This window comes from Streptosporangium pseudovulgare (assembly GCF_014648055.1).
GTDB classification, from domain to species: domain Bacteria; phylum Actinomycetota; class Actinomycetes; order Streptosporangiales; family Streptosporangiaceae; genus Streptosporangium; species Streptosporangium pseudovulgare.
This window is the reverse complement of sequence record NZ_BMQJ01000002.1, coordinates 631,559-655,204: the sequence shown is the minus strand read 5'-3', so window position 1 is coordinate 655,204 and position 23,646 is coordinate 631,559. Positions and strand designations below refer to the sequence as shown.

General features: G+C 74.4%; 19 protein-coding genes. 9 read left to right on the top strand and 10 right to left on the bottom strand.

Features of this window, described 5'->3' with window-relative positions; translation table 11 throughout:
* Window positions 1-672, top strand: a 672-nt coding sequence (locus IEZ10_RS06630) for an RNA polymerase sigma factor (protein WP_189245542.1), incomplete at its 5' end; no start/stop codon positions are given.
* A gap of 286 nt (window positions 673-958) precedes the next feature.
* Here IEZ10_RS06630 and IEZ10_RS06625 read toward each other — a convergent pair.
* Both IEZ10_RS06625 and IEZ10_RS06620 read right to left on the bottom strand, forming a co-directional pair.
* Window positions 959-1,711, bottom strand: a complete 753-nt coding sequence (locus IEZ10_RS06625) for a YaaA family protein (protein ID WP_189245541.1) — start codon at window positions 1,709-1,711, stop codon at window positions 959-961.
* A 249-nt stretch (window positions 1,712-1,960) separates the two neighbouring features.
* Window positions 1,961-2,191: a DUF7455 domain-containing protein gene (locus IEZ10_RS06620; RefSeq protein ID WP_189245540.1), complete on the bottom strand. Its 231-nt coding sequence runs from the start codon at window positions 2,189-2,191 to the stop codon at window positions 1,961-1,963.
* Between the two features lie 239 nt (window positions 2,192-2,430).
* Between IEZ10_RS06620 and IEZ10_RS06615 the strand changes: the two genes are divergently transcribed.
* On the top strand, window positions 2,431-4,503 hold the full coding sequence (locus tag IEZ10_RS06615; protein WP_189245539.1) for a DNA gyrase/topoisomerase IV subunit B: 2,073 nt from the start codon (window positions 2,431-2,433) through the stop codon (window positions 4,501-4,503).
* Window positions 4,504-4,761: 258 nt separating this feature from the next.
* Here the strand turns inward: IEZ10_RS06615 and IEZ10_RS06610 are convergent, their stop codons facing one another.
* On the bottom strand, window positions 4,762-5,283 hold the full coding sequence (locus IEZ10_RS06610) for a beta-class carbonic anhydrase (protein WP_189245538.1): 522 nt from the start codon (window positions 5,281-5,283) through the stop codon (window positions 4,762-4,764).
* 162 nt (window positions 5,284-5,445) lie between these two features.
* Between IEZ10_RS06610 and IEZ10_RS06605 the strand changes: the two genes are divergently transcribed.
* Both IEZ10_RS06605 and IEZ10_RS06600 read left to right on the top strand, forming a co-directional pair.
* Window positions 5,446-5,763 carry a hypothetical protein gene (locus tag IEZ10_RS06605; protein ID WP_189245537.1) on the top strand — a complete coding sequence of 106 codons (318 nt, stop codon included), beginning with the start codon at window positions 5,446-5,448 and terminating at the stop codon, window positions 5,761-5,763.
* A gap of 126 nt (window positions 5,764-5,889) precedes the next feature.
* Window positions 5,890-6,261: a VOC family protein gene (locus tag IEZ10_RS06600; RefSeq protein ID WP_189245536.1), complete on the top strand. Its 372-nt coding sequence runs from the start codon at window positions 5,890-5,892 to the stop codon at window positions 6,259-6,261.
* Between the two features lie 217 nt (window positions 6,262-6,478).
* On the opposite strand, the gene IEZ10_RS06595 is transcribed toward IEZ10_RS06600, so the two are convergent.
* Window positions 6,479-9,016, bottom strand: a complete 2,538-nt coding sequence (locus tag IEZ10_RS06595) for a DNA gyrase/topoisomerase IV subunit A (RefSeq protein ID WP_189245535.1) — start codon at window positions 9,014-9,016, stop codon at window positions 6,479-6,481.
* Between the two features lie 335 nt (window positions 9,017-9,351).
* The gene (locus IEZ10_RS06590; RefSeq protein ID WP_189245534.1) at window positions 9,352-9,957 is read right to left on the bottom strand and encodes a GNAT family N-acetyltransferase; all 606 of its coding nucleotides are present in this window, start codon (window positions 9,955-9,957) and stop codon (window positions 9,352-9,354) included.
* A 123-nt stretch (window positions 9,958-10,080) separates the two neighbouring features.
* On the opposite strand from IEZ10_RS06590, the gene IEZ10_RS06585 reads away from it, so the two are divergent.
* Window positions 10,081-12,150 carry a RecQ family ATP-dependent DNA helicase gene (locus IEZ10_RS06585; RefSeq protein ID WP_189245730.1) on the top strand — a complete coding sequence of 690 codons (2,070 nt, stop codon included), beginning with the start codon at window positions 10,081-10,083 and terminating at the stop codon, window positions 12,148-12,150.
* Window positions 12,151-12,273: 123 nt separating this feature from the next.
* On the opposite strand, the gene IEZ10_RS06580 is transcribed toward IEZ10_RS06585, so the two are convergent.
* Entirely contained in the window at window positions 12,274-13,167 is an 894-nt protein-coding gene (locus IEZ10_RS06580; RefSeq protein ID WP_189245533.1) for a carbohydrate kinase family protein, read from the bottom strand.
* A 175-nt stretch (window positions 13,168-13,342) separates the two neighbouring features.
* Here IEZ10_RS06580 and IEZ10_RS06575 point away from each other — a divergent pair, with 175 nt between their 5' ends.
* The 3 genes from IEZ10_RS06575 to IEZ10_RS06565 all read left to right on the top strand — a co-directional run bounded on the left by IEZ10_RS06575 (window position 13,343) and on the right by IEZ10_RS06565 (window position 17,512).
* A complete protein-coding gene (locus tag IEZ10_RS06575) occupies window positions 13,343-15,973 on the top strand; it encodes a bifunctional acetate--CoA ligase family protein/GNAT family N-acetyltransferase (RefSeq protein ID WP_189245532.1) in 2,631 nt (876 codons plus the stop codon).
* 37 nt (window positions 15,974-16,010) lie between these two features.
* Complete coding sequence (locus IEZ10_RS06570) at window positions 16,011-16,601, top strand: DUF5998 family protein (protein ID WP_189245531.1); 591 nt, start codon at window positions 16,011-16,013, stop codon at window positions 16,599-16,601.
* A gap of 98 nt (window positions 16,602-16,699) precedes the next feature.
* Window positions 16,700-17,512 (top strand): sulfurtransferase, encoded by an 813-nt coding sequence (locus tag IEZ10_RS06565; protein ID WP_189245530.1) that lies wholly within the window; start codon window positions 16,700-16,702, stop codon window positions 17,510-17,512.
* A gap of 216 nt (window positions 17,513-17,728) precedes the next feature.
* Here the strand turns inward: IEZ10_RS06565 and IEZ10_RS06560 are convergent, their stop codons facing one another.
* From IEZ10_RS06560 to IEZ10_RS38755, 4 genes are all read right to left on the bottom strand, one after another.
* Window positions 17,729-20,368, bottom strand: coding sequence for a CHAT domain-containing protein (locus IEZ10_RS06560; RefSeq protein ID WP_189245529.1), 2,640 nt, complete (start codon window positions 20,366-20,368; stop codon window positions 17,729-17,731).
* The gene (locus IEZ10_RS06555; protein ID WP_189245528.1) at window positions 20,369-20,833 is read right to left on the bottom strand and encodes a hypothetical protein; all 465 of its coding nucleotides are present in this window, start codon (window positions 20,831-20,833) and stop codon (window positions 20,369-20,371) included.
* Window positions 20,830-21,399 (bottom strand): RNA polymerase sigma factor, encoded by a 570-nt coding sequence (locus IEZ10_RS06550; RefSeq protein WP_189245527.1) that lies wholly within the window; start codon window positions 21,397-21,399, stop codon window positions 20,830-20,832. The genes IEZ10_RS06555 and IEZ10_RS06550 overlap by 4 nt, the downstream gene beginning before the upstream one ends.
* A 61-nt stretch (window positions 21,400-21,460) precedes the next feature.
* Window positions 21,461-22,660, bottom strand: a complete 1,200-nt coding sequence (locus IEZ10_RS38755; RefSeq protein ID WP_229811006.1) for a S8 family peptidase — start codon at window positions 22,658-22,660, stop codon at window positions 21,461-21,463.
* 204 nt (window positions 22,661-22,864) lie between these two features.
* On the opposite strand from IEZ10_RS38755, the gene IEZ10_RS06540 reads away from it, so the two are divergent.
* A complete protein-coding gene (locus tag IEZ10_RS06540; RefSeq protein ID WP_189245526.1) occupies window positions 22,865-23,359 on the top strand; it encodes a DUF3145 domain-containing protein in 495 nt (164 codons plus the stop codon).
* Window positions 23,360-23,646: the final 287 nt, after the last annotated feature.

The following is a 23,646-nucleotide window of genomic DNA, read 5'->3' as shown; positions in this document are numbered from 1 at the left end:
CTGGCCAAGCGCTACACCGGCCGCGGCATGCTGTTCCTGGACCTCATCCAGGAGGGCAACCTCGGCCTGATCCGCGCGGTGGAGAAGTTCGACTACACCAAGGGCTACAAGTTCTCCACGTACGCCACCTGGTGGATCCGGCAGGCGATCACCCGGGCCATGGCCGACCAGGCGCGGACCATCCGCATCCCGGTCCACATGGTCGAAGTGATCAACAAGCTGGCCCGCGTGCAGCGGCAGATGCTGCAGGACCTCGGCCGTGAGCCCACGCCCGAGGAGCTGGCCCGCGAGCTCGACATGACCCCCGAGAAGGTCGTCGAGGTCCAGAAGTACGGCCGCGAGCCGATCTCCCTGCACACCCCCCTGGGTGAGGAGGGCGACAGCGAGTTCGGTGACCTCATCGAGGACTCCGAGGCGATCGTCCCGGCCGACGCGGTCAGCTTCACGCTCCTGCAGGAGCAGCTGCACTCGGTGCTCGACACGCTGTCGGAGCGCGAGGCGGGCGTGGTGTCCATGCGGTTCGGCCTGACCGACGGCCAGCCCAAGACGCTCGACGAGATCGGCAAGGTCTACGGCGTGACGCGCGAGCGCATCCGGCAGATCGAGTCCAAGACCATGTCGAAGCTGCGCCACCCGTCCCGGTCGCAGGTCCTGCGCGACTACCTCGACTGACCCGGCCGGAAGACCGACGCGAGGGGGCCCACGCCGTACGGCGTGGGCCCCCTCGTCGTGTCGGAACCTGCCGGAACCTGCCGGAACCTGCCGGAACCTGCTGGAATCTGTCGGAACGGTCGTCTCGTGGAATGGCCGTACGGCGGACCGGCGCGGGTGTGAGTGCGTCAGGACTCTCGTGCCGCGAGCCTCCTCGCCGTGTCACGGGCCCGTCGTCTCGTGGGACAGCGGACAGCGGACAGCGGACAGCGGACAGCGGATGGCGGATGGCGCGGGTGTGAGTGCGTCAGGCCCCGTCGTGTGCGGCGACGTCGAGGACCCACGGCCGTCCGGCGGCCGGTTCGGGGCCGAGCACCACGTCGTGGCCCATGCCGTCCAGCACCTTCACCAGCTCCTCCGGCGTCCCCGGGTCGTCGCCCGACTCCAGCAGCGAGCGGGCGACCGCGCCCCGGGTGGCCTTCGCCATGTGGCTGATGACCCTGCCGTTCCTGAGCACCCGCACCGCGACCGCCCGGCCACCCGGACGCCAGGCCGGCGCGTAGGTGCCGGAGCGGAGGTCGACGACCAGGCCGGGTTCGGCGTCGAGGAGCGGGGTCACCGGGCGGCGCCACCAGGCCGCGAGGCCGCCGAGCGGCGGCAGTCGCACGCCCATGGACAGCCGGTAGGACGGGATCCGGTCGGCGGGCCGCAGCAGGCCCCACAGGCCGGAGAAGATCACCAGGCTCCGGGCCGCCCGGTCCGCGGCCCCGGGGGACAACGTGGCGAGGCCGAGATTGTCGTAGAGCACGCCGGTGTAGAGCTCGGCGGCCGGCAGCGTGGGCGCGGTCCGCAGCAGGAGATTCTTGCCGATCTCGCCGAGCAGTCCCGGCGACAGACCCAGTACCGCCTGCGCCCGGGGACCCTCGCACAGGGTGACGAGCGCGGACAGGACGGCCTCCCGCGACGGGTTCAGCGACGGGAAGCTCAGCCGGGACGGGTCGAGGGCGGGGCCGTCGGCGGGCTCGGCCTTCCCCTCCGACGGCGGCAGCAGAATCAGCACAGACGCCGAGCGTAGTGGGCCGGACGCCTATGGGTGTGAGGGGTGGGTCACCGTATGGCCGTGACATCACGTGCGTGATGCCACGGCCATGGACGGGTGAGAGCGCGTTCCCCGCCCCGGTGGGGCCGGGGGAGGGCGGCGCGGTGGATATATCGGATCAAGCCAGAGCCGGACGCCTGACCCGGCCGCCGGGCGGGCGGTGGGAGGGCGCCGTGGTGGGGCGATATCACTACCGGCTCCCGTCGGCTTCTAGCGTTCGTCGTCTTTCGCGGTCGCAGAGGTGTCGCTGAGGCGCGCCGACTCGTCCTGGATGTCGGCGCCCTTGTCGCGCAGCACGGCCACGTGCTGACGCCCGTGGTGGGCGCAGAACAGCAGCTCTCCGCCCGCGGGCAGGGTCGCGCGGATGTAGGCCTGTGCGCCGCACCGGTCGCAACGGTCCGCGGCCGTCAGCTGCTTGGTGGGGGCGAGAATTCCAGTCACGTATCGCCTTTCAGGTCATCCCCGAGTGGAGGGATCTGGCGTCAGTCACTTGAGAGAACATCTAACCCGATGCGAACGTTCCCAACCGGCCCCCCGCTACGCCCAGAGCGGAAAGCGCCCCGAGGTAAGAGAGATCACACCGGAGGTAACGCCGGAGCCTTCTCGATGGCAAGCTTGTACCCGGCGCGGCGGGAAGGACGGTAGGCTGCGCACACGTGTTCGAGCGAAGTGGAGTGGGTGTGACCGCGGTCAGTACGGAGACGGCTTATACCGCTCGTCATCTGTCGGTGCTCGAGGGCCTTGAGGCCGTCCGCAAGCGCCCGGGCATGTACATCGGGTCCACCGACAGCCGCGGCCTCATGCACTGTCTCTGGGAGATCGTCGACAACGGCGTGGACGAGGCCCTGGCGGGACACTGCACCCGCATCGAGGTCGAGCTCCACCCCGACGGGTCGATCGAGGTCCGCGACAACGGCCGCGGCATCCCGGTGGACATCGAGCCCAAGACCGGCCTCGCCGGAGTCGAGCTGGTCTACACCAAGCTGCACGCCGGCGGGAAGTTCGGCGGCGGCTCCTACGCCGCGTCGGGCGGTCTGCACGGCGTCGGCGCCTCCGTGGTCAACGCCCTGTCCTCCCGGCTCGACATCGAGGTCGACCGGTACGGCACGACCCACGCGATCAGCTTCCGCCGCGGCGTCCCCGGCGTCTTCGACGGCGACGGGCCCACCGCCAAGTTCAAGAAGAAGTCCGGCCTGCGCGAGACCGGCACGGTCGCCCGCAAGGTCACCGGCACGCGCGTCCGCTTCTGGGCCGACCGCCAGATCTTCCTGCCCGAGGCCGAGGTCTCCCTCGACGAGATCCACGTCCGCCTCCGCCAGACCGCCTTCCTGGTCCCCGGCCTGACCCTGTCCGTGCGCGACAGCCGCGGCGAGGAGCCGGCCGAGGAGGAGTTCCGCTTCGACGGCGGCATCTCGGAGTTCACCGAGTTCCTCGCCCGCGACGAGGCGATCTGCGAGGTGCTGCGGGTTCAGGGCGTCGGCCACTTCCACGAGACCGTGCCGGTCCTCGACGACCTGGGCCACATGACCCCCACCGAGATCCAGCGCGAGCTGACCGTGGACGTGGCGCTGCGCTGGGGCAAGGGCTACGACAACACCGTCCGGTCGTTCGTCAACGTGATCGCCACCCCCAAGGGCGGCACCCACGTCAACGGGTTCGAGCGGGCGCTGGTCCGCACGCTCAACGAGCAGCTCCGCGAGACCCGCCTGCTGAAGAACGGCGACGCACCGGTCACCCGCGAGGACATCATGGAGGGTCTCACCGCCGTGGTGACCGTCCGGGTGCCCGAGCCCCAGTTCGAGGGGCAGACCAAGGAGGTCCTCGGCACCGCCGCGGCCTCCCGGATCGTCGCGCACGTCGTCTCCCGTGAGCTCAAGGAGCTGTTCGGCGACCCGCCGCGCCGCGCCAAGCAGCAGATGCGGGCGGTCCTGGAGAAGATCGTCGCGGCCGCCAAGGCGCGCATCGCCGCCCGCGAGCACCGCGACAACCAGCGGCGCAAGACCGCCCTGGAGAACTCGGCGCTCCCCGCCAAGCTGGTCGACTGCCGCAGTGACGACGTCGACCGCACCGAGCTGTTCATCGTCGAGGGCGACTCGGCGCTGGGCACCGCCCGTGCCGCCCGCGACTCGGAGTTCCAGGCGCTGCTGCCGATCCGCGGCAAGATCCTGAACGTGCAGAAGGCGTCCGTCGCCGACATGCTGAAGAACGCCGAGTGCGCCGCGATCATCCAGGTCATCGGCGCGGGCTCGGGCCGTTCGTTCGACATCGAGGCCGCACGGTACGGCAAGGTCATCCTCATGGCCGACGCCGACGTCGACGGCGCCCACATCCGCTGCCTGCTGCTGACCCTGTTCCACCGCTACATGCGGCCGATGGTCGAGGCCGGCCGGGTCTTCGCGGCCGTCCCGCCGCTGCACCGGATCGAGATCACCAACCCCGGCCGGGGGCAGAGCAAGTACGTCTACTGCTACTCCGACGCCGAGCTGCAGAAGGTCCTGCGCGACCTGGAGCGCCGCGGCAAGCGCTGGAAGGACCCGGTGCAGCGCTACAAGGGCCTCGGTGAGATGGACGCCGACCAGCTCGCCGAGACCACCATGGAGCCCCGCCACCGCACCCTGCGCCGGGTGCGGATCGAGCACGTCGAGGAGGCCGAGCGCATCTTCGCCCTCCTGATGGGCAGCGACGTGGCTCCGCGCCGGGAGTTCATCGTGGGCAGCGCCGCCGAGGTCGACCGCGACCACATCGACGCCTGAGGCGCCTGAGGCGTCTGAGACGCTCCGAACGCTTCGGGCGCCCCGAACGCCCGAAGACGTCAGAGGCGCCCGGGACACGCCCGGGCGTGTCGTTTTTCTTTCCGCCCCGTCGGCCGGAAGGAGCCGCCGCGCGCCGCCACCGGGCCCCATGTCCGGTGCGTGCCGTCATCCGGCTCCGGTACGGCCCGCGGGCCGTACCGGAGCGTCACGGGCCGCTCCGCGCCGACGGCGGCGGCCGCCTCAGGCGGGCGAATCTCCTCAGGGGGTGACGTCCGCGACGGGCGCGAGCTTCCCGGTGCGCACGTCGTAGATGGCGCCCCCGACGGCAAGGTCCGCCGGAAGGAACGGGCTGGTCCTGATCCGGGTCAGGTCGTGGCGCAGGGCGGCGTCCTGGTCGGGGACGGTGTGGAACTCCAGGCTCCTGGTGTCGACGCCCTGCCGGGCGGCGAGCTGGTGCACGTCCTCGTCGGTCGCCTTGGCCATGCCGCAGTCGGTGTGCGGCATGACGAGCACCCGGTTCACCCCGAGCAGGTAGACGGCCAGCACCAGCGTGCGCAGGACGTCGTCGGTGACCCGCGCCCCGGCGTTACGCAGGATCTTGGCGTCACCGGGCTTGAGCCCGAAGACCCCCAGCGGGTCGATACGGGAGTCCATGCAGGTGACCACCGCCAGCCCGCGGGCGGCCCTGCCGGTCAGCTCGGAGTCCGTGAACGTGGCCGAGAACCTCTCGTTGGCCGCCAGTAGATCGTCGAAGACGCCCCCGGAAAACCCGTGCGGCATTGAACCCCCTCTGGTCGTCGGTCGATGAGCCAATGATCCTGCATGTCCTTTTCATCGAAGTTTCCGGGGTGGCGTCCGCGCCGACTTCATGGAGATCCCACAGGCATGGTTGACTGTGCGTGATTGTTCTGTGACATCGCGTGCGGAAGGCTGGAGCTGTTCATGAGCAGGATCGAGTCCCTGGCCGACTATCTGCGTGCCGAGGGCAGGCGGAAACTGGACCGGGTGGAGGTCCGCGACGGGGGGCGTAACGCGCGCTCGGCGCTCGCGCTGCTCGACGCCGCGGTCCACACCCGGTCGCTCGGTGACGACGACCCCCTGATCGCCGTCCTCGTCGGCGCGGGCTGCTTCGGTCCGTCGGGGCGGGAGGAGTTCCGGCCCGGTGAGCGGGTCGCCCGGATCGTGCGCTCCTGGGAGTCGGGCGACCCGCAGGAGCTGCTGACGAGAATCGGTCTGGCCCTGCAGGAGGCACCGGTCTGAGCGGCTCCACGGTCCGCCGCCGCGCCCGGCGGGGTTTGCGCCGTCACCGCGGGGAAGCGGGGGAGGCAGCGGCGGCCGTGCCCCGGGCATCGCGCCCCAGGCCGACATTCCCTGTTAGGAGAGCTCATGGCGATAGCGAGAATGCGGTCGGTGGTCATCGACTGCCCCGACCCGAAGGGTCTCGCCGACTTCTACGGCGCGCTTCTGGACTGGAAGATCACCAATGTGGAGGACGACTGGGTGACGCTCACCGACGGGGAGTCGGGCGGGCGCCTCTGCTTCCAGCTGGCCCCCGACCACCGGCCGCCCAGCTGGCCCGATTCCGAGCTTCCCCAGCAATTCCATCTGGACCTGGCCGTGGACGACCTGGACGAGGCCGAGGCCAGGACGCTCGCGCTGGGCGCGGTCAAGCACTCCCACCAGCCCGACGCCGAGGACGACGACTTCCGGGTGTTCCTCGATCCCGCCGGGCACCCCTTCTGCCTCTGCCTGGTCTGACGCCGCCGTCAGCCCTCCCGCCCGGCGCGGTCGCGCCGCGGGGCCCGGCTGGGCCGTGACGCCCGCCGTACGCCCCGCCGACGACCGCGGCGGTACCTACGGCGGAGCCCTCCTCCCCGGGCGGGGAGGAGGGCTCTACGCGGCATCGGCGTCCCGGACCGGCGGGCGCGGAGTCCTGGGTCCCGCGCCCGGCCGTACGGTGGCCTTCGGGCGGACGTCAGTCCCGCGCGGGCGTCGGCGCGGGGACCTGCCCGGCGCCGGAGGTCCCACCCGGCGGGTCGTCCGGCGTGTCGTCCGGCGCGCCGGACGTGGGGCCGAGCGGTCCGCCCACGGCCGCCACCGTGTGGGTGAGGCGCAGCCCCGAGCCGTCGCGGCGGCCCAGCTCCTCGGGCAGCGGGACGGGCTTGCCGACGGCCGAGGCCGCGCGGACCGGCGCCGGGCCCGCCCAGGCGAGCAGCAGCACGTCCTCGCCCTTCAGGAAGCGCTGCGCCCGGACGCCTCCGGTGGCGCGGCCCTTGGCCGGGTATTCGGCGTAGTCGGAGATCTTGGCGCCGCCGACCTGGGTGCCGGGCAGGGCGGTCGAGGACCCCGCGATCGTCACCACCCTGGACTCGCGCGCGGGGTCGACCACACCGAACCAGATCACCGAGGCGCCGCCGTCCAGCCGGATGCCCGCCATGCCGCCGGCCGGGCGGCCCTGCGGGCGGACGCTGGTCGCCGGGTAGCGCAGCAGCTGCGCGTCGGAGGTGATGAACACCAGGTCGTGGTCCTCGGAGGTCAGCTCCGCGGCGCCCACCACCCGGTCACCCTCCTTGAGCCCGATCACCTCGAACTCGTCGCGGTTGGCCGGATAGTCGGGGACGACCCGCTTGACCACTCCCTGCACGGTGCCCAGCGCCAGGCCGGGGCCGTCGGGGTCGAGCGAGCCGATGCCGACGACCGTCTCCCCGGGGGAGAGGCTGACGTACTCCGAAACCGGGTGGCCGCCGGACAACGAGGGCGGGTCGGCCGTCGGGGGCAGCGTCGGCAGGTCGACGACCTGGACGCGGATCAACCGGCCCTCGCTGGTGACCGCTCCGACCTCGCCCCTGACCGTGCTGCGCACCACCGACACCAGCACGTCGTGCGCCGACCGCTCGCCGCCGGCCGGCAGCGGGGAGGCGTCGGTCGTGCGGGCCAGCAGGCCGGTGGAGGAGAACAGGACCAGGCACGGGTCATCGGCGACCTCCAGGGTCACCGCGGCGTTCCTGGTGACGCCGGAGGACTCCAGCAGGACCGTGCGGCGCGGCGTGCCGAAGGTCTTGGCGACCTGGGCCAGCTCGTCGGAGACGACCTTGCGCAGCCGGGTGTCGGAGGACAGGATCTCGGTCAGCTCGGCGATCTCCGCCTGCAGCGTCTCCTTCTCCCGGTCGAGCTCCAGCTTGTCGTAGCGGGTCAGCCGGCGCAGCGGGGTGTCGAGGATGTAGGCGGCCTGGATCTCCGACAGGTCGAAGATCTCCATCAGCCGGGCGCGGGCCTGGGCCGAGTCGTCGGAGGAACGGATGACCTGGATGACCTCGTCGATGCTGAGCAGCGCGACGATGAGGCCGTCGACGAGGTGCAGGCGCTCCTCGCGCTTGCGGCGGCGGTGGGCCGAGCGGCGGCGGACCACGTCGAGGCGGTGGTCGACGTACACCTGGAGCAGCTCGCGCAGGCCCAGCGTACGCGGCTGGCCGTCGACCAGCGCCACGTTGTTGATGCCGAAGCTCTCCTCCATCGGGGTGAGGCGGTAGAGCTCCTCCAGCACGGCCTCGGGGATGAAGCCGTTCTTGATCTCGATGATCAGCCTCAGGCCCTTGTGGCGGTCGCTGAGGTCCTTCAGGTCGGAGATGCCCTGGAGCTTCTTGGCCGTCACCAGCTCCCGGATCTTGGTGACGACCCGCTCGGGGCCGACGTTGAACGGCAGCTCGGTGACGACGATGCCCTTGCGGCGGGGGCTGACCTGCTCGACGACGCACTTGGCGCGCATCCGGAAGGTGCCGCGCCCGCGGGCGTAGGCGTCGCGGACGCCGTCCAGGCCGATGATGATGCCGCCGGTCGGCAGGTCGGGGCCCGGGACGAACCGCATCAGGTCGTCGAGCGTGGCGTCCGGCTTCTTGATCAGGTGCCGGGCGGCGGCGACGACCTCGACGAGGTTGTGCGGCGCCATGTTGGTCGCCATGCCGACCGCGATGCCGGTGGCGCCGTTGACCAGGAGGTTCGGGAACGCCGACGGCATGACCGTGGGCTCGGTCTCCTGGCCGTCGTAGTTGGGCTTGAAGTCGACGGTGTCCTCGTCGATCGACTGCACCATGGCCATGGCCGCGGAGGCCAGGCGGGCCTCGGTGTAGCGCATCGCGGCGGGCAGGTCGTCGGGGGAGCCGAAGTTGCCGTGCCCGTCGACCAGCGGCAGCCGCATGGAGAACGGCTGCGCCATGCGGACCAGCGCGTCGTAGATGGCCGTGTCGCCGTGCGGGTGCAGCTTGCCCATCACGTCGCCGACGACCCGCGACGACTTGACGTGTCCCCGGTCGGGCCGCAGGCCCATCTCGCTCATCGAGTAGAGGATGCGCCGCTGGACGGGCTTGAGGCCGTCCCTGGCGTCGGGCAGCGCGCGCTGGTAGATGACCGAGTACGCGTATTCGAGGAAGCTGGTGCGCATCTCGGCGGACACGTCGATGTCGACGATCCGCTCCTCGAAATCCTCAGTCGGGGGTGTGGTCGTCCGTCGGGCCATCAGATTCTCCTCGCGCGGGCACCTCGGCCCGGGGGCCGAGAGGGAAGCGCGTCCTCCTTGTCGTCTTCCTCGTCTTCGTGGTGTCACAACCGCCGGCCCCGGCGCGCCCGGGAAGGGCTCGGGCGGTGCGCGGGGCGTGCGGACGGCGCCGGTGGCCGTTCCGCGTCTCGTTACCATACTCACGCCCGGTGACACTTCCGGACGCCCGTGCGCGCCGCCGGGCGCGGCGGGCGCGCCGGTCGCGGCCGGAAACGTCCGGGAGCGGCCCCGGCACCCCGTCCGCGGCCCGGAGCGCCCCGTGGGCCCGCCCTCCCCGTCCAGGGGGCGGCAGGGTCCTACCCGTGCTCCGGGGCGGCCTCCGAGCCTCCGTACGGCCGCGCCCCCGCCCCGGGCCACACGCCGGCCGGCGGGCCGTCGTAGGCGTCCTCCGGGACGTTGACCTTCGTGTCGTAGACCCGGAACCCCCGCGCCTGATAGTTGGGCAGCGCGGCGGAGCCGTCGAGGGAGCAGGTGTGCAGCCACACCCGCCGGGTCGGCGCGAGACTCGGCCTGCGGTCGGCGATGTCCCAGGCGCGGGCCGTGCCGACCTCCAGCAGGCGCCCGCCGGCGCCCCTGCCGATCGCCCACGGCAGCAGGCCGAAGGAGGTGATCTCCACCGCCCCGTCGTCGCAGGGCAGGAGCTCCACGTAGCCCGCCGGGGTGCCGCGGTGGTAGGCCACCCAGGTCTCCACCCCGCCCGCCAGCCAGTCGGCCCACTGCTGCCAGGTCCACGGGAGCCGTTCGCTCCAGTGCCAGTCGCCGCCCACCGCCGTGTACAGGAACCGGCTGAACTCGGGGGAGGGCACCTCGGCGAGTGCGATGTCCAGCCCGATCGCCGGGGGCCGGGCCGGGATCAGGTCGGAGGGGGAGGTCTGTTCGAGGTACCAGGTGGTCACGTCCATGATGCCTGAATCCAACCACGCCGCGGGGGTCGCCGGTCCGCCGCAGGAGGAACCCGGGAGATCCCGGTGATGCGGAAAACAGTCCGCCGGAACTGGTAGCAATGAGCCGTGAGCGAAGAGCAGATGCTGCGCGAAGAGGCCGAGGAACGGCTGCGGGCGCTGGCCGGTGAGCACGCCCGGCTGCGCGAGGACCAGTGGTCGGCCATAAAGACGCTGGTGATGGACCGCGGCCGGGCGCTCGTGGTGCAGCGCACCGGCTGGGGCAAGTCGGCGGTCTACTTCGTCGCCACCGCCCTGCTGCGCGAGCTGGGCGAGGGGCCGACCGTCATCGTCTCGCCGCTGCTGGCCCTGATGCGCAACCAGATCGCCGCCGCCGAGCGCGCCGGGATCCACGCCGTCACCGTCAACTCCGCCAACCCCGAGGAGTGGGAGCAGGTCTACGGCCAGGTCGCCGAGGGCATGGTCGACGTGCTGCTGGTCAGCCCCGAGCGGCTCAACAACCCCGAGTTCCGCGACCAGGTCCTGCCCGAGCTGGCCGAGAGCGCCGGCCTGGTCGTGGTGGACGAGGCGCACTGCATCTCCGACTGGGGACACGACTTCCGCCCCGACTACCGCAGGCTGCGCACGCTGTTCGAGGGGCTGCCGGAGGGCGTGCCGGTCCTGGCCACCACCGCCACCGCCAACGCCCGCGTCACCCGCGACGTCGCCGAGCAGCTCGGCGAGGAGACCCTCGTCCTGCGCGGCCCGCTGGAGCGCGAGAGCCTCCACCTGAGCGTCGTACGGCTGCGCGGCGCCGAGGAGCGCATGGCCTGGCTCGCGCAGACGCTGCACGAGCTGCCGGGCTCGGGCATCGTCTACACCCTCACCGTGGCCGCGGCCCAGGAGATCGCCGCCTACCTCCGCGGGCAGGGCCACGAGGTGATCGCCTACTCCGGGCAGACCGAGCAGGCCGAGCGGCTGGCCGCCGAGCAGGCCCTGCTGGACAACAAGGTCAAGGCGCTGGTCGCCACCTCCGCGCTCGGCATGGGATACGACAAGCCCGACCTCGGCTTCGTCGTCCACGTCGGAGCGCCCCAGTCGCCCGTCGCCTACTACCAGCAGGTCGGCCGGGCCGGCCGCGGGGTCGAGCGGGCCGAGGTGATCCTGCTGCCCGGCCCCGAGGACCGTGAGATCTGGGCCTACTTCGCCTCCCTGGCGTTCCCCCCGGAGCCGGTCGTTCGGGCCGTGCTGGCGGCCCTGGAAGAGGGCGGCGTGCTGTCCACGGCCGCGCTGGAGAACCGCGTCGACCTCAGCCGCAGCCGCCTGGAGACCATGCTCAAGGTCCTCGACGTGGACGGCGCGGTGCGCCGGGTCAGGGGCGGATGGGAGGCCACCGGCGAGCCGTGGCACTACGACGCCGACCGCTACGCCCGGGTGGCCGCGGCCCGCGAGGCCGAGCAGAAGGCCATGCTCGAATACCTCGGCACCACCGAGTGCCGCGAGGTGTTCCTGCGCCGCTGCCTGGACGACGACACCGCCGCGCCCTGCGGCCGCTGCGACAACTGCACCGGCGCGCACCGCTCGCCCGAGGTGGCCGCGGAGGCGGTGGAGCGGGCGGCGGAGACCCTGCACCGGCCCGGCGTGGAGATCGAGCCGCGCAGGCAGTGGCCGACCGGGCTCACCGACCTCAAGGGCCGGATCAAGCCGGAGCTGGGCGCCGGGACCGGCCGGGCGCTGGGCCGGCTGACCGACATCGGCTGGGGCAACCGCCTGCGCGGCATGCTGGCCGAGAACGCCCCCGACGGCCCGGTGCCCGACGACGTCTTCGCCGCGGTGGTGAAGGTGCTGTCGTCGTGGGAGTGGGCCGAGCGGCCGACGGCGGTGGTCGCGATGCCCTCGGCGAGCAGGCCGCTGCTCGTCCGCAGCCTGGCCGAGCGGCTGGCCCAGGTCGGCAGGCTGACCTTCCTGGGCGAGCTGGGCTACCGCTCCGGCCCGCCGGGACGGCAGTTCAACAGCGCCCAGCGGGTCCAGGCGGTCCGCGCCACCCTGGCCATGCCCTCGGCGCTCGGCGCGGCCGTGGCCCAGGCGGGCGGCCCGGTCCTGCTGGTCGACGACCGCGTCGACACGGGCTGGAGCATGACCCTCGGCGCCGCGATGATCCGCCACGCCGGGGCCCCGGCCGTGCTGCCGCTGGCCCTCGCCGTGACGAGCTGACCCCGCCCGCGGCCGGCCCGCGCGTACGGCGGAGCCGGCCGCGGCCGGCGCGAGCCGTACCGGGCCACCGGACCGGGAGCCCGGCCGTACGGGCCGGTCGCGGGGCGGGCCGTGCGGGAAAGGTCAGAGGCGGGGGCGGGCGCCGAGGTGCGAGATCGCCTTGGCGGCCAGCCGGCAGCCGGCGGCGAGCGCCTCCGCCGGAGGCTTCTTGTCCAGCCAGGAGGGCAGGAACCCGGCGACGAAGGCGTCGCCCGCGCCGGTGCCGTCCACCACGCGGTCCACCGTCTCGGCCGGGCACCTCACCGGCTCACCGCGGCCGTTGGCGTACCACAGGGCGCCCTCGTCGGCGAGCTTGACGACGACCTGGGGGAACCACGCGGTGAGCACCTTGGCCGCCGCGGCGGGGTCGTCGCGGCCGGTCAGCACCTTGGCCTGGTCGGCGTTGGCGAACAGCAGCTTGGCGTCCTCGGTCCACTCCAGGAACGGCTCGGCGCCGGTCCGCTCCAGGGGAGCGGAGGAGGAGCAGTCGACCGAGACGGTCATCCCGGCGCGGCCGGCCAGCTTCAGGGCGGCGAGCCCCGCCTCGCGGGAGCCCTCGTTGATCAGGGTGTAACCCGACAGGTGCAGGTGGCCGCCCTGGACGAACAGGTCGCGCGGCAGGTCCTCGGGCGACAGGGCGGCGTTGGCCCCGGGGTCGGACAGCATGGTGCGCTCACCCTTGTGGGTGATGAGCACCACGCACGTGCCGGTCGGCCGCTCGGGGTCCATGACCAGGCGGGCGTCGACGCCGTAGCCCATCAGCTCCATGTCGCGGTTGCGGCCGGTGATGTCGGCCCCGCGGCGCCCGATGAAGGCGACCTCGGCGCCCTCGACGGCGAGCCAGGAGGAGATGTTGGCGCCCGAACCGCCGCCGTGCATGGTGACGATCGCCGGTGTGTCGCTGGCCCGGGCCAGCGGGTAGCGAGCCCGCGCGACGGCGTCGGTCATGAGATCGCCCACCACGACCACCCGCGTCATGATGTCACCACCTTGCTGCCTTCGATACTGAAGTGCCTCTAGCCGCGAAAAACTTAACAGCTTCCGGGCCGCGTATGGGGTCGGGAGCGGAGAGCGGGACGCAGTCGATGCACAAGCGTTGCGGGAATCCGCCCGGCAGGTCCGGCTTGTGTGATTCACGTTTACTCTCGGGACTGTGGAGGCTGCTCAGTACCCCGCCCACTGGGAGGCGGACGTCGTCCTGTCGGACGGCGGGACCGCCCATGTCCGCCCGATCCATCCGGCCGACGCCGACCTGCTGCGCGCGTTCTACTCGCGGCTGTCGGAGGAGTCGATCTACTTCCGCTTCTTCGGCCCCAGACCCCGCCTCTCGGACCGGGAGATCGCCTGGTTCACCAACGTCGACTACACCGACCGGGTGGCGCTGATCGCCACGATCGGCACGGAGATGGTGGCGGTCATCCGCTACGACCGGATCGACCCGGCCGAGGCCGAGGTGGCCTTCCTCGTCGAGGACGCCCACCAGGGCCGCGGGGTCGCCTCGGTGCTGCTGGAGCACCTGGCCGCGACGGCCCTGGAGCGGGGGATCTCCCGGTTCGTCGCCGACGTGCTGCCGGCCAACCAGAAGATGATGGCCGTCCTCAAGCAGGCCGGCTACACCGCGCAGAGCCGCTTCGCCGACGGCGTGGTCCGGATGACCCTCGACCTCACCCCCACCGAGACCTCCCAGGAGGTGACCGCCGCCCGCGAGCACCGGGCCGAGGCGCGCTCGATCGAGCGGCTGCTGTCCCCGGGATCGGTGGCGGTCGTCGGCGCCGGCCGCGAACCCGGCGGGGTCGGGCAGACCGTGCTGCGCAACCTGCTCGCCGCCGACTTCGCCGGACCGGTGTACCCGGTGCACCGCGAGGCCCGGGCGGTCGCCGGGGTGCGGGCCTACCCCAGCGTGACGGCCATCGACGGCGAGGTGGACCTCGCGGTGCTGGCCGTACCCGCCGATGGGGTGATCGAGCTGGTCAAGGAGTGCGCGGAGAAGGGCGTGCGCGGGCTGATCGTGGTCTCCTCCGGGTTCGGCGAGACCGGCCCCGAGGGGCGGGCCAGACAGGACGAGCTGGTCCGCATCGCCCGCGCGTACGGCCTGCGCGTCGTCGGCCCCAACTGCCTCGGCGTCGCCAACACCGATCCGGCGGTCCGGCTGAACGCCACGCTCGCCGCGACCGTCCCCGGCCGGGGACGGGTCGGCTTCTTCAGCCAGTCCGGTGCGCTGGGCACCGCCCTGCTGCAGCGGGTGGCCCAGCGCGGCATGGGCATCTCCTCCTTCGTGTCGGCGGGCAACCGGGCCGACGTCTCGGGCAACGACCTGCTGCAGTACTGGGAGGAGGACCCGGCCACCGACGTGATCCTGCTCTACCTGGAGTCGCTGGGGAACCCCCGCAAGTTCGCCCGCCTCACCCGGCGGATCTCCCGGCGCAAGCCGATCGTGGTGGTCAAGAGCGGCGGCGCCACCCAGAACGTGCCGACCGGCCACGCCGCGCCGGTGCTCGGCCTGCCCGACACCGCGCTCAGCTCGCTGTTCGAGCAGGCGGGGGTGATCCGGGTGGACGACCTGGTCCAGCAGTTCGACGTGGCGCAGTTGCTGGCCCACCAGCCGCTGCCGGCCGGGCCCCGGGTGGGCCTGGTCAGCAACTCCGACGCGATGGCGCTGCTCGCGGCGGACGCCTGCGTGCGGGCCGGGCTGGAGCCCCGGCCGCCGGTCAACCTCGGCGCGGCCGCGGGGGCGGCCGAGTTCGGCGGGGCCCTCGCGTCGGTGCTGCCGGACGTGGACGCGGTCGTCGTGATCTACATGCCGCCGATCCCCGGCCCGGCCGCGGAGGTCGCCGCCGAGTTGCTTCGGGTCTCGCGCGACCAGGGCAAGCCGGTGCTGGCCACGTTCGAGGGCCGGACGGGCATGCCGCCGGAGCTGCGGACGGACCCGGTGCCCGGGTGGGGGTCCATCCCGTCGTACCCGGCGCCGGAGGAGGCGGTCCGCGCGCTGTCCCACGCCGTGCGGTACGCCCGCTGGCGGGAGCGGCCCGCCGGGGTCCCGGAGGAGCCGGACGGCGTGGACACCGCCGCCGCGCGGCGGCTGGTGCGGGCCGGGCTGCGGGGAGAGGCCGCCGAGACCGACGCCGCCGGGCTGCTCGCCTGCTACGGGGTACGGGTGTGGCCGGCCGAGCGGGTGGACTCCGCGGAGCACGCCGTGGCGGCGGCGGAGCGGCTGGGCTGGCCGGTGGCGCTCAAGGCCGCCGACCCCGAGGCGGCCAAGCGCGCCGGGACCGTACGGCTCGGCCTGACCGGCCCCGACGGGGTGCGTGAGGCGTTCGAGGGGCTGTCCCGGCAGCTCGGCCCGGACGCCGCCCTCGCGGTGCAGCGGATGGTCCCGCAGCCCGCGGTGCCGACGGTGATCGGCGTCGTCGAGGACGCCGCGTTCGGCGCGGTCGTGTCGTTCGGGCTGGGCGAGGTCACCGCCCGGCTGCTGCGCGACGAGGCGTACGGGCTCGCCCCGCTCAGCAGGGAGGACGCCGCGGACCTGGTGCGGGCGCCGCGCACGGCGCCCCTGCTGCTGGGCGGGTACGGCTACCCGCCGGTCGCGGTGGAGGCCCTCACGGACCTGCTGGTCCGGGTCGGGCGGCTGGCCGACGACCTGCCCGAGGTGGTCAGGCTCGACCTCGACCCGGTGCTGGTGGGGGAGTCGGAGGCGATCGTCCTGGGGGCGCGCGCCGTACTGCGCGAGCCGCCCGGGCCGCGGATCGACGGCGGCCCGCGCCGCCTGGGCGGGTTCCCGGCGTGAGGTGAAAGCGCTGCCCCGGACAGGGCAGGATGGACCCATGAGGGATACCCGACTCTCGGCAACCGGGCTGCGCGACGCCATCGACCGCAGCGGCTACTACCCCGACCTGGTCACCGACGCGGTCGAATCCGCCCTGGGCAAGGAACAGGTGACGGCGTACGTGGTGCACCACGAGGCCACCTTCGACCCGGCGATGGAGGTGCGCAGGCACGTCACCGTCCTGGTGCTCACTCCCACCCGGCTGCTCGTCTGCCACACCGACGAGCACCCCGCGGTGGAGGGGGTCTCGGCGTCGCACGCCTCCACGACCACCGAGGCGGTGCGTCTCAGCCGGATCCAATCGGTCTCCGTCACCCGGGTGGTCCCCGACCCCGCCTCCTACGTGCCGGGTGTGCCGCCCACGGAGGTGACGCTCACCATCGGCTGGGGGGCCATCTCCCACGTCGACCTGGAGCCCGCCACCTGCGGCGACGAGAACTGCGAGGCCGATCACGGCTACACCGGCGCCGTCACGGCCGACGACCTGTCGCTGCGCGTGAGCGAGGCGGCCGACGGCCCCGAGGCGGTCTCCCACGTGCTGACCTTCGCCAAGGCGCTGTCGGAGGCCACCGCCCGCGCCGCCTCGTAGCCGTCTCCACGGCCCGGGCACGGCGCGCGTGCCCACCGCCCGCGCCGCCTCGTGGCCGTCGCCCCGGATCCCGAACTCCTTGCGAAGGTGAGCACCTGATGAGCCCGCTGATCACCCCGGCCGAGCTGGCGGCCCTGGACGGCCCGGCCGTCCTGGACGTGCGCTGGAAGCTCGGAGGCCCGCCCGGGGCCGACGCCTACCGCGAGGGCCACATTCCCGGCGCGGTCTTCTGCGATCTCAACGCCGACCTCGCGGCGCGGCCCGGACCGGAGGGCCGCCACCCGCTGCCCGCGGCCGGGGCGTTCCAGGAGGCGATGCGCCGCCTGGGCGTGTCCGGCTCCCGCCCGGTCGTCGTCTACGACGAGGCCGACGCCACCGCCGCCGCGCGGGCGTGGTGGACGCTGCGCTACTTCGGCCACCCCGACGTCCGCGTCCTCGACGGCGGCCTGCGCGCCTGGGTCGCCGAGGGGCGGCCCGTCGCGGCGGGTGACGAGTCCGCGCGGCCCGGTGACTTCGTCGCGCGGCCGGGCGGGATGCCCGTCCTCGACGCGGGCCAGGCACTGGAGCTGGCCACCGAAGGGGTGCTGCTGGACGCCCGCGCCGCCGAACGCTACCGGGGCGAGGTCGAGCCGATCGATCCGGTCGCCGGGCACATCCCCGGCGCGGTGAGCGCCCCCACCTTCGAGAACGTCGATCCCGCGGGGCGCTTCCATCGGCCGGAGTTCCTGCGCGAGCGGTTCAACACCCTGGGCGCCCTGCCGGGCGTCGCGGTCGGCGCCTACTGCGGCTCGGGCGTGACGGCGGCGCACCAGGTGCTCGCGCTGGACGTGGCGGGCGTCCCCGCCGCCCTCTACGTCGGCTCCTGGTCCAACTGGGTGGCCGACCCCTCCCGGCCGGTCGCCACCGGCTGACCCGGTCCCGGCAGGCTCCCGGCGGTCGTCCGTCATGGACGGCTCGGGTCCGGCAGGCTCCCGGCGGCCGTCCGTCATGGACGGTTCAGGTCCGGCAGGCTCCCGGCGGTCGTCCGTCATGGACGGTTCGGGTCCGGCCGGCTCCCGGCGGCCGTCCGTCACGGACGGTTCGGGTCCGGCCGGAGCCGGTTCCGGTCCGATGAGGCGGCCGGCGCCCTACGGCCGGGCGGCCGGGACCGGCCGGTCGCCGTACCCGAAGCAGGCGAACCCCGCCACCCCGGTCTTCGCGCTCGCCGCGGCCAGCGCCCGGGCCGGTGGATGCCCGGTGGCCAGCAGCTCGTGGAAGACCTCCATCAGCGCCAGCGCCGGCTCGTCGCGTACCGGCACCAGGCTGGCCACCACGCACCGCGACCCCACCGACAGGAAGGCCCCGGCCAGCCCCAGCGGCGCCCCGTCGGCGGGCACCCGCGCCATGCCCGCGTCGCACGCCGACAGCACCGCCAGCGCGGGCGGCCGGCGCAGCCGCAGCAGGTCGTAGGCCATCAACGGCCCGTCGTCGAGATGGATGCTGGACAACAGCGGGCTGCCCGGGGAGAACACCCCGTGCGCGGCCAGGTGCGCCACCTCGGCGCCCTCCAGCGCCGCCAGCACCTCGGCCCGCCGCGCCGCCACCCGCTCGGTGCCGGGACGGCGGGCGGCGACCATGGCCGCCTCGGCGCCGGCGCAGCGCAGCGCGGGACCGGCGACCGCCACGGTCCTTCCACCCGGTACGGCGGGCGCCCGGTGCCCGGCCAGCCAGGCCGCCGCGGCGGACGCCACGGTGACGGGACGACCGGCGTTCAGCGGCAGCACCGGCCAGGGCAGGGTGTGCAGCGAACCGGTCGGCACGACGACCAGCGGCCGGTCGCCGAGCGACCGGCGCAGTGCGCCGAACAGCAGCCGCTCCAGCAGCGCCGCGTCGCCGTCCAGTCCCGGGATCCGGCCGTCGCGCAGGTGCGACCGGCGCAGGCCGTACCGGAGCCGTACGGTGGCCTCGGCGACGGCGGTGAAGGGGCCGAGCCGGCGCAGCGCGACGCGCTCGGGGGTGACGGCGACGGCCACCAGCCCGTCGCCGTCGCGGACGAACTCCACCAGCGCCGCCTCCCCCAGGGCGGCCCGCAGCTCCTCGACATCGGGCGCCACGGGCCGCCCGGCGCCCCCGGCGACCGCCCGCCACCGTTCGGCCCAGGCGAGGACCGCGCGGCCCCGCCCCGTTTCCAGTGCGAGCGCCAGCCCGAAGCGGGCCAGCGGCTCGCCGGCGCCGACGGCGTACGCCCGGATCGCGGGATCGTCGAGGGCCGACGCGGCGGAGCCCGCCTCGGTCAGCCCGGCGCGGACGGCCGCGAACGCGCCGCGCCGGTCGCCGGACAGCGCCCGGTGCAGCGCGGCGGCCCGGTGGCGCAGCAGCCCCGGGGCGCGGCGGGCGAGGACGGCGAGCTGCTCGCGGGCACCCGCCCGGTCGCCCAGCCGCAGGGCGGTCTCGGCCGCGGCGAACCGCAGCTCACGGGACAGGTCGGGGCGGCCCGCGCCGTCGAGGTCGGCCGCGCACGAGAGCAGCTCGGCGGCCAGTTCCCGGGACGGTGGACCGGACGCCAGGCGGGCCCGCAGCAGCACCTCGGCGGCGAGCGGCACCAGCGCCGTCCTGCCCTGCGCGGCCAGGGCGGCCGCGGCCGGCTCGGCGTGCTCGGCGGCGCGGCGCGGGTCGCCGGTGCGCAGCTCCACCCGGGCGAGCAGCAGCCGGGCGTCGGCCAGCGCCACCTCCGCCCCCGCCGCCGAGAGCTCCGGCACCGCCAGGTCGAGCAGCGCCCGAGCCTCACCCGGCAGGTGGGCGTCGACCAGCGCCTCCGCCAGGTCACAGCGCATCGTCGCAAGCCGCTCCGGAAAACCGAACAGGCTGTTCTCGGCGCGCCGGTAGGCGGTGAACGCGGCGGGCAGGTCGCCGCGCCGGGCGGCCAGGAACGGCAGGTTGCCCTCGGCGAGGGCGAGCACGTGGTCCAGGCCCGCGCCCCGTGCCAGCTCCGCGCAGCGGCGCAGGTCGGCCTCGGCCTCCCCGAAGCACCCCAGGAACACCCTGATCAGCCCTCGGTTCAGCAGGGCCCCGGCGAGATAGTGGGCGTCGCCGTCCAGGGCGCCCACGGCCCGGTCGCACTGGGCGAGGGCCTCGGCGTAGCGGCCCAGGCGGGTCAGCGCCCCGGCTCGGTGTACGGCGAGCCTGGCCGTCTCGGCGGGCGGCAGGCAGGGTTCGGCCGCCGTCGCGACGGCCAGCGCCCGCCGGGGGTGGCCCAGCTCGGTGAGGACGTGCACCAGCGACAGCCGTGCCTGCGCCGCCCGGTACGGCAGGCCCGCCCGCAGCGCCACGCGCACCGCGCGCCGCAGGTGTTCCTCGGCCAGCGGCAGGTCGCCCAGCTCCCGCGCGGCCACCGCCAGCGCCCGGTGGGCGACCGCCGCGGCCTCCGCGGGGAGGGCGGCCCGGATCCCGTCATCGGCGGCAGGGCTTCCGTCGTGGGCGGCAGGGCTTCCGTCGTGGGCGGCGGCCGGAGCCCGGTCCTGCGGGACGGCCACGGCCCCGCCCCGGGAGGCGGCCGTGTCTCCGTCCCAGGTATCCGCGGAGCTCCAAGGGTCCGCGGAGCTGCCGGTAGCCGCGGAGCTCCAAGGGTCCGCGGGACTCCAGGGGGCCGCGGAGCCCTGGGAGTCCGCGGAGCTCCAGGGGCCCACGGAGCGGAGCACGTCGCGCGCCAGCTCCCGTGCGGCGGCCGGGTCGCTGCCGGACAGCTCCAGTGCCCGCTCGGCGGCGGCGAGCGCTTCGTCGGTGGTCACCTACGGGCGGATCCTGGTCCAGCTGGTGACGACGGGGACCTGCCCCGGCCGGTGGCACACCACGCTGAACCAGCCCGGGGGCAGGCCCGTCACGGCGAACTGACCGGTCGCCGACAGCTCCCGCGCCTCGGTGAGGTGCGGGGTGCGGACCTCGACCCGCGTGCCCTCCTCCGGGCAGGGGGAGACCTGCCCGGCCAGATCGACCAGGCCGTCCATCGAGGTGACCTCCAGGTCGACGGTGAGCCCGGCCGTGGTGAAGCGGAGCAGCCGCTCCTCGCCGCCGTCACGGACGTCCCGCGGTGCCGGCGCCGCCACGGGCAGGGCCGTGGCGGCGCCGGGCAGCCGCAGGCCGAAGGCCGCGCGCGCGGTCGCCGGGACGTGGCCGGGCACGGGATCCCGGCCGGCCGCCAGGCGGAGCGCGGCGATCAGGGACTCGTCGTCGATCGCGGCGGGACGTCGGGTCAAGATGCGGCCTCCTGGGCGGTGAGCATGGTGCGTAGTCGGTTCAGGCACCGGCCCCGGGTGGGGCCGTAGCTGCCGCTGGGCATGCCCAGGCGTCCGGCGAGCTGGTGGACGCCCGCGTCGGGCGCCGTCGCCATCAGCCGGAACAGCGATCGGCACGGCTCCTGCATCGCCTCGACGGCCAGCCAGAGACGGCGGCCCTCGTCGGCGCTGAGCACGAGCAGGGCCGGGTCGGGGGCGTCCTCGGCCGGCGACGAGCCGGGGCGGAACCCGCCGGCGTCGGCCGGGTCGGCGACCGGCCGCTCGCCACGGCTTCGCCTGCCGATCAGGGACGCCTCCCGCCGGACCGTGGTGAACAGCCACGAGCCGAGCCGGCCGGGGTCGCGGATGGTGTGCAGGCTCTCCAGCAGTCGCAGCCAGGTGCCCTGCACCGCGTCCGCGGCGTCCGCCGCGCTCAGCCCGTAGGCGCGGGCCACCGACCACAGGGGGCCGGAGAACCGGTTCACCAGCGTGTCCCATGCCGCCTGGTCGCCCGCCAGCGCGGCGTCGATCGTGTGCTGGTCGCTCACCGGCGCCTCCGAAGCCGTCCCGGACACTCTTCGTGTCTCAGTGGTGACTTTGGGTGAGACTTTACCTTGGTCCGGCCACGGCGACGCCGAGATCTGAGATTTTGCGGTTCCGTTCCGGGTCGAGAACGTGCGCGGCGGCCTCGGCGGGTGTCCGCCCCCGGGCCGCGGCGGCGATCGCGCCGCTGACCACGGCGGCGGCGAAGGAGGTGCCGCTCCAGCGCGCGTAACCGTGGAACGCCCCGTGCTCCAGGAAGGAGCTGGTCAGCCACTCGCCGGGGGCGCAGGCGTCGACCCAGGGGCCGTGGGCCGAGAACGGCGCCCGCTCCCGCCCGGCCGCGTCCAGCGCGCCGACGGCGATCACCCCGGGCAGCGCGGCCGGCCAGAACGGCCGGTCGGAGGCCGTGTTGCCCGCGCAGGCCACCGCGACGGTGCCCGGCAGAGCGGCCAGGGCGGCCTCCAGCAGGGGAGAGGGCCGGTCGTCGTAGGTGTGTCCGCCCAGGGAGATGTTGAGCACCTGGGGCGGCTCGTCCCGCAGCAGCGCCAGCGCCCGCAGCAGTCCGGCCTCGTCCCCGACGCCGCGGCCGTCCAGCACCCGCAGCGGGCGCACCCGCGCCTCCGGGGCCGACCGCAGGATCAGCCCGGTGACGAACGTGCCGTGCCCGGCCTGGGCGTCCAGCCGCCCGTCGCCGTCGGCGTCGGGCACCTCGGCGGCCTCGCGCCGCCGTTCGAGGAACCATGGGAGGTCCCGCCACCAGGGGTGCGCGGCCAGGCCGGTGTCGGCTACCGCGACGGTCACCGGCCCGCCCGATCCACCTGGCCCGCCCGGTCCACCCGGCTCGCCCGGGCCGCCCGGCCCGCTGGGCCCGCCGCCCGGGGCATCACCGGGCACCCCGCCGTTCCCGCCGTCTCCGGCATCCCCCGGGCCGCCCGGGGGATGCGGCCCGTCCCCCGGCGCGGCGCCGGGCGGCGGAGGAGGCGGCGCGGGGAAGGGGCGGGAGGCCGGGCCGCCGAAGAAGAGGGGCTGGCCCACCAGGATGTGGTTGGGCGAGGCCGCGTGCCCGCGGTCGCGGACCGCGGCGGCCAGATCGCAGACGTCGACGCCGGGCAGGAGCCGTATCCGGAAGACCCCGTCGGCCTCGGCCGCCGCGGCGGTCCACCGGGCGACGGCCGCCATGCCGGCGGCGTCCGTGAGCAACTGGTCGCGCCTGATCAGAGCCGGTGCTCCCGGGACGGGCTCCACCCGTTCGATGTCGGCGTCCATGTGGCTCTCCGGAGGGTCGGGCGGCGGGTCGCGGGATCGTCCTCCTCCGAGGATGCCCCAGCCGGAGGACGGTCGCACAGCATCTCGGTATGACCCCCCTCTGGTGCGGCGTCACAACCGACGGTAGTCTCTCCTACAGTCACTTGTGATCATCCTGGGCGAGGCCGTTGGGGAAGGCGCACCTCGTACGAAACGGGAGGTCCGGTGTCTGCTCGTGGCGTGCTTTACGTCCACTCGGCTCAGCCTGCGCTGTGCCCGCATATCGAATGGGCGGTCGCGGGTGTCCTTGGCGTGCCCGTTGACCTGAACTGGACCCCGCAACCGGCCGCGCCCGGCCACGTGCGCGCGCAGGCCGAATGGGTCGGCCGCCCGGGGACGGCGGCGGCCATCACCTCGTCCCTGATGGGCTGGCAGCGCATCCGGTTCGAGATCACCGAGGACCCCTCACCGGGTGCCGACGGGTCCCGGCACGCCTACACGCCGTCCCTCGGCGCCTTCACGGCGGTGATCGGCGCCTCGGGTGACATCCTGGTGCCCGAGGACCGCCTGCGTTCGGTCATGCTCATGGCGCGGCAGGGCCGGGTGGTGCTGGAGGAGGAGCTCGACAAGCTGCTCGGCAAGCAGTGGGACGCCGAGCTGGAGTCGTTCCGGTACGCCGGCGAGGGCGCGCCGGTCCGCTGGCTGCACGCCGCCGTCTGACGGCGCGCGGATCCCCCCGTCCCGCGCAGCCGCCCGGCGGCGCGCGGCACAGCCGTCTGACGGCGCGCGCCCCCTCCCTACAGCCGTCCGGCGGCGCCGACCTCCCCGCGCAGCCGCATGACGGCGCGCCGGTTCCTCCCCCGTACACCGCCTGACGGCGCGCGGCCTCTCCTCACGCCGCCGCCCGACGGCGCGCCGATCTCTCCTCCGTACAAGCAGGACGCCCCCGCCGGCATCGGCCGGCGGGGGCGTCGCGTATTACGCGGGTCCTCCGGAACCCGCGGGCC